The sequence below is a fragment of the Apilactobacillus apisilvae genome (assembly GCF_023380225.1).
GTDB lineage: Bacteria > Bacillota > Bacilli > Lactobacillales > Lactobacillaceae > Apilactobacillus > Apilactobacillus apisilvae.
On sequence record NZ_CP093362.1, the window covers coordinates 548,882 to 562,577 of the forward strand.

Below are 13,696 nucleotides of genomic sequence, written 5' to 3' on the forward strand. Positions count from 1 at the left end.
TTTTCATATGATATAATAATTTAGAAAAAAGGAGGAAAATAATTTGTTTTTAATGAAAGATATTGTTAGAGACGGTAACAAAGTTCTTAGACAACAAGCTAGTAAAGTAAAGTTTCCACTTAGTGAAAAAGATCAAAAATTAGCCAAAGAATTAATGGAATATCTAGAAGTCAGTCAAAATCCTGATTTATGTGATAAATACAGGTTAAGAGCAGGGGTTGGATTAGCTGCACCACAAGTCGGTGTATCTGAAATGATGGCATCAGTATTAGTTCCAAGCGACAATGAAGATGAAAAACCATTATTCAAGGATGTAATTATTAATCCTGTTATTATGTCCAATTCAGTTCAAAGATGTGCTTTAACTGAAGGTGAAGGTTGTTTATCAGTAGACAAAGATTTCGAAGGATTTATTCATCGTTCAGCTAGAATCACACTTAAGTATCAAGATGTTTCAGGAAAAGAACATACTATTAGATTAAAGAATTATCCAGCTATTGTTTGTCAACATGAAATTGACCATCTACATGGTACTTTATTTTATGATCATATCGATAAAGAAAACCCATTTTCTAAAAAAGATAATGACCTATTTGTTGAATAATATAAATCCCTGTAAATCATAATGACTTACAGGGATTATTTATTTAATTTTTTCATATCTAAAACATATTCATATGTTGATGAATTTAATAAGTAAGCAAAATCTATATGCATAACATCATTTCTAAAAAAGAAGTCAGTCATAACAATGTCATGATTAAAATTAGATTTATTATTAAATATTTTTATTTCATTCTGAATATAAGATTGAATATTTGCTTTATCAAAAGTTTTATCATAATTAATTACATACTCATAATCATAAATATTTCTACCCCAAATTTTAGCATTGTTATTTTTTTCTATAACGTATAATTTATTTTCATTCTTTTGATTCAAATATTTAACGAATTCATCTAAGACTTCCATTGTAATTTTATTTCCTTTATCAATAGGTTTAGTAATAAAAAAATGATGAACTAAATTATAGATAATAACAGCAGCAACAAATGCCAATATCATTTCAAAGATTAACAAAGATATCCCCCCTACTTAAAATCACTGTTATGATAGTGATTTTAACATTTTCACAACTAAATTGCTTACTATACTTATTAAAACTTATATGATAAAATTGATTTAATCATTTGTGTATTTGCACAATCGTACGGTTAAAAATATGAAAGGGAGTTATTTAAATGATATTTAAAGTTTTATATCAAGAAAATACAAAATCTAATCCTAAAAGAGAATTTACAAAATCTCTATATGTAGAATGTGAAACTGAAGTTGAAGCAAGAGAAATTGTCGACAAAAATACAGATCACAATATTGAATTTATTGAACCTTTAGAAGGCAATCACTTGGCTTACGAACAAAAGAGCCCAGATTTTAAAATTACGGAGTTTAAATAATTATGAATAAACTAAACGTCAAAAATAATGAAACTGCTATTTATGGCGTTGGTGGACTTGGCGAAATTGGTAAAAACACTTATGGAGTTCAATTTCAAGATGAAATTATATTAATTGATGCTGGAATTAAATTTCCTGAAGATGATTTATTAGGTATCGATTATGTTATTCCTGATTACCAATACTTGGTTCAAAATAAAGATAAAATCAAGGCGTTAGTTATTACTCACGGACACGAAGACCATATTGGTGGTGTTCCATACTTAATAAAAGACTTAAATGTGCCAATCTACGCTGGTCCATTAGCCCTAGCATTAATAAAAAGTAAATTAGAAGAACATGGTTTATTAAGAACTACTGAATTACATGAAATAAATCCAAAAAGCGTTCTCAAATTTAACAAAACTAAAGTGTCATTTTTCAGAACCACTCACTCTATTCCAGACACAATTGGAATAGCTGTCCATACACCTTCTGGTGTAATCGTTGAAACTGGTGATTATAAATTTGACTTAACACCTGTTACCAGACAGCCACCTGATTTGCAAGAAATGGCACGTCTCGGTAAGGAAGGCGTTTTATGTCTAATGTCTGATAGTACAAATGCTGAACGCCCTATCTGGACAAAGTCTGAAAGTTGGATTCAACATGCTGTAAATCATATATTTGACGAAGAAACTGGTCGAATTATATTCGCCACTTTCGCTTCAAATATATCAAGAATTAAAACTGCTTGTGATGCTGCAATTAAACACGGCAAAAAAATTGCTGTATTTGGACGTAGTATGGAAGCTGCGATTGTTAATGGTCAAGAATTAGGATACTTAGACGTTCCCGATGATACTTTTGTAGATGCTTCTGAATTACAGTCTTTACCTGCTGATAAAACACTTATATTGTGTACCGGATCTCAAGGTGAACAAATGGCCGCTTTATCTAGAATTGCTAACGGAACACACAGACAAATATCTATACAACCTAATGATACTGTTGTGTTTTCTAGTAACCCTATTCCAGGTAATAAGATTAGTGTTGATCGTGTAATCAATGAACTTGAAGAAGCTGGAGCTAAAGTAATCCACGGTAAAGTAAATAAAATTCACACTTCAGGTCATGGTGGACAAGAAGAACAAAAATTAATGCTTAGTTTAATGAAGCCAAAATTTTTCATGCCAATTCATGGTGAATATCGAATGTTAAAAATTCACACAAAACTAGCTGAGCAATGTGGTGTTCCACTAAAGAATAGTTTTATTATGCAAAACGGAGATGTTTTGGCATTAACAAAAGATTCTGCAAGAATAGCCGGACATTTTACTTCTGGAGACGTATACGTCGATGGAAATGGAATTGGTGATGTTGGAAGTGTAGTTCTTCGTGATCGCCAATTACTATCTGAAGAAGGATTAGTGGTTGTAGTAGCAACTATTAATCTAAAAGACCAAGAAATTCAATCCGGCCCTGATTTGCTATCAAGAGGATTTGTTTACATGCGAGAATCTGGTCAACTACTAGATGAAGGTCGTAGATTAGTATTTAGAACTATTAGGAGAGCTATGCGTAATCGACATGCCAATGAATCTAGTATAAGAAATGCGATTATTGATGATTTACAAGAATTCTTATATAATAAGACCGAAAGACATCCATTAATTTTACCGATGTTAATAATGAATAAAAAATAGTTGTCTATTCTTATTTTTGAAAGACGAATTCTTAAATGAATTCGTCTTTTTAATTAAAAAGGAGAAAATATATTGCTTTCAGACTACTTAATAATTCTGAATCCCGCAGCTAATGACAGAAAAACAAAAAACAACTGGAAAAAAGTTGAAAACATTTTACAAGATAACGATATTAAATACACTCTTAAGGTAACAAGAAAAAAAAATCACGCCAAGGAAATACTAAATTATTATATAAGAAAATGGAAAAAAATAAAAAAATTTCCTAAAGCAATAATAATTATCGGTGGTGATGGAACCCTTAATGAAGTATTAAGTGCTATTTATGTAAAACAAGAAGAAGATAGAAGTATTCCTGATATTCCGATTAGCATTTTACCTTTTGGTAAAAATAATAATTTTGCTAAAGAACATGGTATTAAAAGAAACAATTGGAAAAAAGAAATAGTTAAGTTAATTAAAAAACCGGTGGTTAATGATTTAAGTATTGGAATTTTTTATGAAAATATAAAAAATCAATATGGCGTTTTTCATAATAATATAGGAATTGGTTTAGATGCCAATGTTGTTAATTTAAAAAGCACCATTGGAAATAAAAGCAAATTTAATAAAATTACTAAACTTATTTCATTAATTCCACTGTTATATAAAATAGATTCTTTTGAATCTAAAATAAAAATAGATAATAATAAAAATTATTATTTTTCAAAAACAATTATGTGTACAGTAAGTCAATCTAATAATAATATGAATTTAATTGTTATAGAAAAAAGAAATATTATTAGATTAGTTTATACTCTAATGTTAGTGATAATAGGAAAGCACTTTAAGATGAGATCGATTCATAAATTTACTGGAAATGAAATTAGTATTACAATACCTTCATTAGAGTATGGACAAGTTGATGGTGAACAATTAGGTAGTCGTTTTTATGATATTGATTATAAAATAACAAAATACCCATTTATAATATAAAAAGCGCTGCAGTATATAACACAGCGCTTTTTATATATTATTAAACAGTAATAAGTCCATTAATGAGACAATATAATGCAATAATAGCAAAAATAAACAAAATTACTGCAATAAATCTTTCTATATTATTAAATACTATACTTTCTTTATTATCAAATTTTTGTAAATAATAATAAACTGGGATTCCAGCTGCAAACAAAATAGTTGCTAATAACATGAAATTTAATCCAGCTGCATACAATAGCCAGAATGAGTAAATACTGGCTATAATTCCCACAAACAGATTTTTATTTCTACTAGGTGTTTTATCATCCAAGTAAGAATATTTTAATTGGTAAAAAGCAGAAAAAGCATATGGAATAAGAACAGCAGCACTAGAAATAGAATAAAATAAGTGATAAGCACTAGAAGAAACTAAAAATGAAACCATAAATATTTCAACTAAAACATTTGTGAAAATTAAAGAATTGATGGGGGCACCATTTTTATTTTCTTTAGCAAAAGTTTTTGGAAAAGTACCAACTTTAGCGGCTTCATATGGAACTTCAGATGCAAACATAGTCCAAGAAAGCCATGCACCAATTACTGAAATAATTAGTCCTATATTAACAATAATAGCTCCCCACTTACCAATTAAACTTTGTAATAAATATGCCATCGCAGGTTGGCCTAAATGAGATAACTGCGCTTGCTTCATTACACCAAAAGATAATAAAGTAACTAACATATAAATCAATGCAACTATTACAATTCCTAAAACCGTAGCTCGACCAACATCTTTTCTTTTTTTAGCATATCCTGAAAAAATAACGGCCCCTTCTATTCCTGAAAAGACCCAAACAGTAACTAACATTGTACTTTTAACTTGACCCAAAACATCACTAAAATTGAAAGGCTTATTACCCATCAACCAAAAATCAGTTGTAAACACATTCAATTTAAAAGCAATAATCATAATTACTATAAACAAAAATAATGGAATTAACTTAGTGAAAGTAATAATAGTGTTAATAAAAGAAGCAGATTGAATACCTCTTAAAATTAAAAAGTGACAAATCCATAAAAAGATAGATCCAACACCAAAGGATATTAGATTATGACCATTATCGAATATTGGGAAAAAATAAGTCAAAGCACTCATTAGTAAGGTAGCGTAACTAATATTACCAAGCCAAACTGATAACCAATATCCCCACGCAGAATTGAATCCCATGTATCTACCAAAACCAGCTTCAGCATAACTATAAACACCTGCTTGTAAATCTGGTCTTTTAATCGTTAAATTTTGAAAAGTTAGTGCTAAAGAAAGCATTCCAATTCCAGTTATAATCCATCCAATGATAACTGCACCAGCTCCAGCATTAGCAGAAATATCATTCATTAAATTAAAAACTCCTCCACCAATAATTGAACCAACTACTAAACCAATTAATTCATATAGGTTTAGCTTTTTTGCGGAGTTCCCCATTTCATTCTCTCCTTTAAAAATTTTTCTAAAAAACACAATAAATTCAATTATAACGTAATTAATAAGTAATTGTATACAATAAAAGGGACTGTGACATAAGTCTATACAAAAATAGGATTTACGTTTTAAATTTAACGTAAATCCTATTTTTGTATATAACTTTATAAAATTAATGCCATTATAGTAAACCCAGCTTCCTTTTTAACCTTATCGATTCCCCTAACGGAGAATCGATTGAAACGCAAAGAAGCCTTTAGTCTACCAAAAACCGATTCAACGTCTATCTTTCTTTTTGCGTAAATATCACTTGTTTTTGGTGCCAAAAGCAATGCTTTTTGTTTGTTTTTAAAATATTCCCATGCATAATTAATACTAATTTTTCTAGTGTTACCAGACTTAGTTAGAGCATATGAATTAATGTCTTGATTAAGATCATACTTTTCAGCTTTATATTCTTTAAAATCACGAGTGAATTTATATTTATCAGTTCTTTTACGATAACCATTAAAATTAAATCTGATGCCTTTGGGATCAATATAATAATCATCTTTTGAATTATAATACCAATTCATGACCTTACGGTCATCACTTTTCCATTTACGACTTTGTTCTTTTAACATTGTTCCATAGGGAATTAAAGGAATGTTATTAGTTAGTTTGTCTTCTATAAAGCGATAATTACTTTCAGATCCATAACCAGCATCGGCAACAATATATTTACCTAAACTATTATTCTTAATTTGTTTATTTAAGAACGGAATTAAAGTACGAGTATCAGTGGGATTTTGATAAATGTCAAAATTAGTTATGAATTGTCCACTAGTGGCAATTTGTAAATTATAAGCAGGTTTAAGTTGTCCATTTAACATGGGGTCTTCCTTAATACGCATAAAAGTAGCATCATGATCAGTCTTAGAATAACTATTACGATTGGAAAATATTTTATTACTTTTTTGATATTCTATTTGTTTGCATTTACGAAAACGAAGTTTTCTTTTAATGGCTTTTAACTTACGACGCTTTTGTTTATGGGGATTAGGTGATAGTTTTTTATTCTGTTTAATTTGATCATTTAAATCTGCTAAACAATTTTCTAAATGGATGATGATTTCATCTAACTCACTTGTTGAAATATCAGAGTCATCTGGGAGTTCACCCACATATTTAACATCATTCATGTCATGTAGTAATTTTATAATCGCTTCGCGATTTAATTTATCGAATCTGATTATATTTTTACGCCAAACAAAAGAATACTTATTAGCATTCGCTAGTATTTTAGTTCCATCAATAAAACTTACATCATCAATATAATTATTTTTTCTTAGATATTTAGTTAATTGATTCATGCATTTACTAATTAAATTTTCTGCTTCATCTGAAATCCTAAATCGACAGACTGTTCTGTATGAAGGAAATGAATTTTTAGTTAACCAACGTGCAGGTAAATTTTCTTCTGCCAGCTCACTAATTTGGCGACTACTAAAAATCCCTTTAGAATAAGCAAACAAGGTTAACTTTAATAGTGACCGTAGGTCGTATTTTCGTGGCCTACCAAATATGTATTTTTCTTCTAAACCAATCATTTCAACAATTTGATTGATAATTTTTACTTGATGATTATTTTTAGGTTGCCAATTTTGAATATTTAAAATATAATTAGTACTCATTAGTTTTAAGTTTCCTTTCAAGGAGATTTATTTAAACGATATCGGTTGGTTCGATATCGTTTTTTATTATACATAAATAACGCTCGTTGGAAAAATTAAATTCCAACGAGCGTTATTTTTTTAGAGACTTATGTCACAGTCCCTTTTATAAAAAAATTATTTTTTTAGAATATTATCGATTTCATCAAGTTCATCTTGAGTAAATGATAAATTATCTAATGCCTTTAAATTAGAAATCAAATGCTCTGGTTTAGAAGCACCAGTTACAACACTTGTTACTACCGGATCATGTAATAACCAAGCTAAACTCATTTGAGCTAATGATTGATCACGATTTTTAGCTAAATCATTTAATTTGTTTAATTTTTCAACCACATTTCCTTTATCATTTAACATGAAACTATTAGTAAAATGCAATTTTAAGTCATCAGGAATTCCATTTAAATATTTATCAGTTAGAACTCCTTCAGCAAGTGGACCATATGCAACTAGGGCATCATTATTTTCCTTTAAAGTATCGATTGTTCCATCCTGCTCAACTTGTCGATTTAACAAGTTGTAAGACATTTGATTAACAACAAATGGAGTATGCAATTCTTTAAAGTACTTAATGATTTCTTTAGTTTGTTCACCATTATAATTAGAAATACCGGCATATAATGCTTTACCTGACTTAACTATTCCATCAAGTGCTTCGGCCGTTTCTTCAAGACTAGTATTAGGATCAAATCTATGACTATAGTAAATATCAACATAATCTAATCCCATTCGTTTCAATGAACGATCAATTGCAGCTACTAAAGTTTTTTTTGAAGAAAAAGAACCATAAGGTCCTGGCCACATATGATAGCCAGCTTTAGTCGTAATAACTAATTCATCACGATAAGGTTTTAAATCGGCATTATAAACTTGGCCAAACATTCTCTCGGCAGCACCTGAACCTGGTCCATAGTTATTAGCTAAATCAAAACTAAAAATTCCTTTATCAAAAGCATCAAGCATTACTTTTTCACTATCTTTAAAGTTAGCATCATCACCATAACTATGCCACATACCGAATGACAATGCTGGTAATTGTAATCCAGAATTACCTGCTCGACGAACTTTCATACTATCATAACGATGATCTGAAGCTTTATACATAATAATCCCCCTTATTATTTTAAACTATAAATATTTTAAAATTTTTCGTTATATAAAGTCAAGAAAAGCCCTCAACAATAATATGTTAAGAGCTTTAATAACTAATTATTAATTTTAATGTTAATCCAGTTTCTACTCATACCAGCTGGATTCCAAATATATCCATTAATATGAGTGTTCCATAACTCAGCAGTTGCTGGTTGATACAATGGAATTACTCCTTGATTTTGCATTAATACTTTTTCAGCATTAACTAAATCATCAAAACGTTTTTCTGAATTATTAGCATCTCGATTATTAGACATTTCAATGTAGTTATCGAATGAAGAGTTACTCCATTTTGAAAAGTTCATTGAATTATTAGATTCAAACAATTGTAAGAAGTTAATTGGGTCTGAAAAATCAGCTCCCCATTTATTAATGGCAATATCAAATTGACCATTATCTTGACGACTCATTCTGGTTTTATCAGGAATTGAAGTTACATTAATTGATAAACCAGGTAATTTATCTAATTGAGTTTGTAAAAATTCAGCATTAGCTTTGGATTGGTCATCGTCAGCTGTCAAAATTGATAAGTTAACTGATGACATATTTTCTTGCTTCATAGCTTTCTTCCAAAGAGATTTGGCCTCATTAAGATTGTATGAAACAGCATCTTTTACATATGACTTATCTCCAAATGTCTTATCACTAGCATTTCCTTTCATGCTAGCTAATTTAGATGGAACTAGTCCTTTAGCTGGAACAGAACCATCACGTAAAACATTATTAGATAATTCTTCTCTATTAATAGCTAATGACAAAGCGCGTCTAGCATTAGCATTTCTTAATATAGGATTTTTCTTTTGGTTTAGCAACATATAAACTGTTGCACCACCAGTAAAGGATTTAAAGCCCTTTTCGTTTTTGTAATTAACAACTTGATCTCCATTTAGTGGAGTAACGTCTAGTTTTCCTTGTTGGAATAGGTTTAATGAAGTACTAGGATTCTTAACAACTGAAACATTAATTTTATCTAAGTGAACATTTTTAGCGTTCCAATATTTATTATTCTTAATCAATTGCCAATTTTCATTAGTTCCATTCCATTTCTTTAGTACAAATGGACCATCCGAATTTGTCTTATTACTATTTTCACCATATGACTTACCATATTTATCAACAACTGACTGTTGCAATGGGAAGAACACGGGGAAAGATAATAATCTTCTAAAATAAGGAACTGGCTTATTTAAATTAACAACTAATTTATAATTACCATCCGCTTTAACACCTAAATTATCAGGACTCATTTGACCTTTTTGGATTGAGTCATAATTTTGAATCTGTGCGAATAGATATGCATACTGAGAAGCTGATTTAGGATTAGCAGCTCGACGCCAAGAATAAACAAAATCTTTGGCTGTCACTTCTTGTCCGTTTACCCATTTAGCTCCTTTTCGCAAGTTAAATGTATACTGTTTACCATCGTTAGAAACTTTGTAACTTGTAGCTAAGGCATTATCAATTTTATCATTTTCACCCAAACGATATAATCCTTCAGTTGTATGATATAACATCGTTAAACTAGAAGAATCTGAAGCCTTAGTATTATCCATTGATGATATTTCAGTTGGATAACTTAAATTTAACTGTTTACTATTAATCTGCTTATCTTGAGAACTTTGACTACCACAAGCAACTAATACCATTGCTAAACCAGCAGTCATAATTCCTACAATTGATTTTTTCCACTTCAATATATATCACCTACCATAATTTATAACAATAAGTAGTTTAGCATAAAAATATATCGTTGCAAAATAAAAAGCACCCGATTTAATCAAGTGCCTATAATTATTATTTAAATAATTTACCAACCGACTTATTTTCATGAATTCTGGTGATCGCTTTGCCCATCAAAGTGGCAACTGAAACAACATCCAATTTGTCTATTCTTTTATCATTAGATAGATAAACCGAATCAGAAACAATTACTTTTTCAATTGGTGATTCATCAATTCTCTGTAATGCATCTTTGGCAAATACTCCATGAGTAGTTACTACATAAATCTTATCAGCACCATTTTTAGCTAATACATTGGCTGCCTTAATTGCACCATTTCCAGTATCAATCATATCATCAGCAATTATAGCAACTTTATCTTTCACATCCCCTATTACAAAAGTAGGTATATGCTTAATATTTCCAGGATCACGATCGTCAACAATCGCAATTGGTGAATCAATTAATCCAGCAAATCCTCTGGCACGACCTACTCCAGCATGATCAGGAGATACAACTACTGCATTACTTAAATCATAATTATCTAACATATGTGACGCCATAATTTTATCCATTTTTAGATTATCAACAGGTTTATTAAAGAAACCTTGAATTTGTGGAGAATGTAAGTCTAATGTTAAAACTCTATCGATTCCATCGTTTTCTAAAACAGAAGCAATCAGCTTTGCAACAATGGGTTTACGCTCTCGTCTTTTAGCTGAATATCTAGAATATCCATAGTAGGGTATAACAACATTAATTGACTTAGCACTAGTTCTTCTAACCGCATCAATCATGATGAATAGCTCCATGACATTAGTATTAATGGGGTCAGAGAAAGATTGAATTATATAAACCGAATCGCCCCTAATACTTTCATCAATTTGAATTTTTATTTCACCGTCACTAAATTGATTAATAGTTGCTTTACCTAACTCTACACCACAAGTTTTTGATATTTTTTCTGCTAGAGGTCTATTAGAACTTAGCGAAAAAATTTTAATTCCTTTGTTATCAGAATTGTCTGTCATGGAATGTTCCCCCTCAATCGAATAATTCAAAGATTAATTTTAACACAAAAAATAAAATAAAACATGCCTTTTATGGCTTAATGCCTTGCATTCCAATCATTGGATCAACATATTCTTTTCTAATCATTTCACTAGTAAGATGGTAATCATTTTCATTAGAAGACTTATCAACATTAGAGTCATCAAATGATTTCAATTCAGGCTTAACGTTACCTTTGATTAATTTTTGAATTCTAGATTTCAAACTAGTATTACGATTATCTGATTCATTTTCAACACAATTTAGGAAAGAATTATAGTTACCAATCATTATTAGAGCATCTTCAGCTCTTGTAATCGCGGTATAAAGCAAATTTTTCTTTAACATTTTAGAAAATTGAGGCACTATCGGTAGAATGACCATCCTAAATTCACTACCTTGTGCTTTATGAATAGTTGTACAGTAAGCTAATGTTATTTGTAACCAGTCTCTTCTTTTATAAGTAACCTCACTTTGATCAAAAGCAATTGTAATTTTATCATTACTGGATTTATCATCATCTTTTTGGATTTTTATAATTTGCCCTATATCACCATTAAATACATTGTTCTCCGGACTATTAACTAATTGTAAAACTTTGTCGCCTTCTCGATAAATAACACCGCGAGACTCAACTTCAAATATTTCTGGATTACTTGGATTCATAATAGACTGAATTACATCGTTTAGGTGATTAACACCAGCAGCTCCACGATACATTGGTGCTAAGACTTGAATATCATTGGCGGTAAAACCTTTCAATTTAGCTCTAGTAACAATTTGTTCAATAACATTACTCATTTGACTTGGTGTACAAGAAATAAAACTTCGATCAGGCTTTTTATCTTTAAAATCACTAGGTAAAGTCCCTTGTTGAATGCTATGTGCCAATGGAATGATTGTTGAATCACTATCTTGACGATAAATAGTATTCAAATGCATACTATTTATACATTCAGAATTAAGTAGGTCACTAAATACCTGCCCAGGACCAACAGAAGGCAATTGATCCTTATCTCCAACCAATATAACTTTCATTTCATTGGGAATAGCTCTAACTAAGGACTTGAATAAGTAAGTATCTACCATAGATACCTCATCAATTATCAACAAACCACCATCTAGGTCTTTAGTATTTTCAACACTATCTTCTTCATGACCATTAAGTCCTAATAATCTATGAATAGTACTAGCGGGAACTCCTGTAGCTTCATTCATCCTTTTAGCTGCACGACCAGTTGGTGCAGCCAATAACATGGGAAATTCCTCATCTTTATAGGAATTAAGATTCAAAGAATAGTCATTTAGATAAGCATATAAATAAATAATTCCTTTGATAATTGTTGTTTTACCAGTTCCAGGCCCTCCAGTTAATAAAAACATTTGTGAATCAACAGCGCTTTTTAAAGCAGCTAACTGTGAATCATCATATTCTATATTAAGCTTTTTTTCTACTAATCTAATTTTTTTATTAATCGTTGCTTTATTGTACTTAATTGGACTTGGGTTTTTAATAATTCGATTTAAATGTTCAGCTATTTGCCATTCATCATCATATAGAGATTTTAAATAGACCCGATCATCTTCTCCAACAATTTTTTGACTGCGTGCTAATTCAATAAATTGACTAGATAAATCCTCTCCAGAAATATTATTACCGCTACCATTATTTAATAATCTCAAAGTTTCATCAATAATTGGCCCCGTAAAAGTGTAAGTATCACAATTTTTTATTGATAAATTTTGTAAAGCTGAGATTAATCCTGCTCTAATTCTAGCTGGATTGTTGGAAGACATCCCTATTTTAGAAGCAATTTCATCAGCTTTTTTAAAACCAATGCCATTAATATCTTCAACTAAGCGATACGGATTTTCATTAATAACATCTAAAGTATCATTTTTATACTTATTATAAATACTAGATGATAAATCACTACCAAATCCATAACTATTCAAGCCAATAATAACTTGCTCCATCCCATTATTTTTATTAATAGAATTAACAATTGTTGTATTTTGCTTATTATTCAATCCTACTTTATTCAAAACTTTAGAATCGTTTAAAATATTTTGAATTAGATTATTACCTAAAATATCAACAACTCTAGAAGCAGTTTTTTTACCAATTCCAGGAAAGTCATCACCAGATAAATATGAAACTAAACCTTCGTAAGATGTAGGAACATTACTTTCATAATTAGTAGCTTTAAATTGTTTTCCATACTTTGGGTGTTCAACTATATTACCATAAAAGCAATACTCATTGTCCTCAACTACATCAGCAAAATTACCAGTAATAACAACTTCATCTTCATTCCAGTCAGAAAGATTAGTATCGATAATTTTAACAAGAATTACTTTATAAAAGCTATCGTTACTTTCAAAAAAGGTGGCCGTAACTTTTCCTTTTATATATGTTTGGTTTTGTTCTTTATCGTCCCCACTATCTGCGAACAAACTAATGGATTCTGCCACGGGCT

Annotated in this window: 10 protein-coding genes and 1 pseudogene; 4 read left to right on the top strand and 7 right to left on the bottom strand. The window is 29.9% G+C overall.

Features of this window, described 5'->3' with window-relative positions; all coding sequences use genetic code 11:
* Nucleotides 1-43 precede the first annotated feature (43 nt).
* Nucleotides 44-604, top strand: a complete 561-nt coding sequence (gene def, locus MOO46_RS02760; protein WP_249511495.1) for a peptide deformylase — start codon at nt 44-46, stop codon at nt 602-604.
* A 35-nt stretch (nt 605-639) separates the two neighbouring features.
* On the opposite strand, the gene MOO46_RS02765 is transcribed toward def, so the two are convergent.
* Entirely contained in the window at nt 640-1,080 is a 441-nt protein-coding gene (locus tag MOO46_RS02765) for a hypothetical protein (protein ID WP_249511496.1), read from the bottom strand.
* 161 nt (nt 1,081-1,241) lie between these two features.
* Between MOO46_RS02765 and MOO46_RS02770 the strand changes: the two genes are divergently transcribed.
* The 3 genes from MOO46_RS02770 to MOO46_RS02780 all read left to right on the top strand — a co-directional run bounded on the left by MOO46_RS02770 (nt 1,242) and on the right by MOO46_RS02780 (nt 4,117).
* Nucleotides 1,242-1,457: a DNA-directed RNA polymerase subunit epsilon gene (locus MOO46_RS02770; RefSeq protein WP_249511497.1), complete on the top strand. Its 216-nt coding sequence runs from the start codon at nt 1,242-1,244 to the stop codon at nt 1,455-1,457.
* Nucleotides 1,458-1,459: 2 nt separating this feature from the next.
* Nucleotides 1,460-3,142 (top strand): ribonuclease J1, encoded by a 1,683-nt coding sequence (gene rnjA / locus MOO46_RS02775; RefSeq protein ID WP_249511498.1) that lies wholly within the window; start codon nt 1,460-1,462, stop codon nt 3,140-3,142.
* A 72-nt stretch (nt 3,143-3,214) separates the two neighbouring features.
* Nucleotides 3,215-4,117 carry a diacylglycerol/lipid kinase family protein gene (locus MOO46_RS02780; RefSeq protein WP_249511499.1) on the top strand — a complete coding sequence of 301 codons (903 nt, stop codon included), beginning with the start codon at nt 3,215-3,217 and terminating at the stop codon, nt 4,115-4,117.
* Between the two features lie 40 nt (nt 4,118-4,157).
* On the opposite strand, the gene arcD is transcribed toward MOO46_RS02780, so the two are convergent.
* The 6 genes and pseudogenes from arcD to recD2 all read right to left on the bottom strand — a co-directional run bounded on the left by arcD (nt 4,158) and on the right by recD2 (nt 13,691).
* Nucleotides 4,158-5,585: an arginine-ornithine antiporter gene (gene arcD, locus MOO46_RS02785; protein WP_249511684.1), complete on the bottom strand. Its 1,428-nt coding sequence runs from the start codon at nt 5,583-5,585 to the stop codon at nt 4,158-4,160.
* A 170-nt stretch (nt 5,586-5,755) separates the two neighbouring features.
* Nucleotides 5,756-7,255, bottom strand: a pseudogene (locus MOO46_RS02790) (IS1182 family transposase); the annotation flags it as partial.
* A gap of 156 nt (nt 7,256-7,411) precedes the next feature.
* On the bottom strand, nt 7,412-8,398 hold the full coding sequence (locus tag MOO46_RS02795; RefSeq protein WP_317619373.1) for an aldo/keto reductase: 987 nt from the start codon (nt 8,396-8,398) through the stop codon (nt 7,412-7,414).
* Between the two features lie 101 nt (nt 8,399-8,499).
* On the bottom strand, nt 8,500-10,140 hold the full coding sequence (locus MOO46_RS02800; protein WP_249511500.1) for a peptide ABC transporter substrate-binding protein: 1,641 nt from the start codon (nt 10,138-10,140) through the stop codon (nt 8,500-8,502).
* A 100-nt stretch (nt 10,141-10,240) separates the two neighbouring features.
* Entirely contained in the window at nt 10,241-11,197 is a 957-nt protein-coding gene (locus MOO46_RS02805; RefSeq protein WP_249511501.1) for a ribose-phosphate diphosphokinase, read from the bottom strand.
* A gap of 70 nt (nt 11,198-11,267) precedes the next feature.
* The gene (gene recD2 / locus MOO46_RS02810; RefSeq protein WP_249511502.1) at nt 11,268-13,691 is read right to left on the bottom strand and encodes an SF1B family DNA helicase RecD2; all 2,424 of its coding nucleotides are present in this window, start codon (nt 13,689-13,691) and stop codon (nt 11,268-11,270) included.
* Between the last annotated feature and the right edge of the window lie 5 nt (nt 13,692-13,696).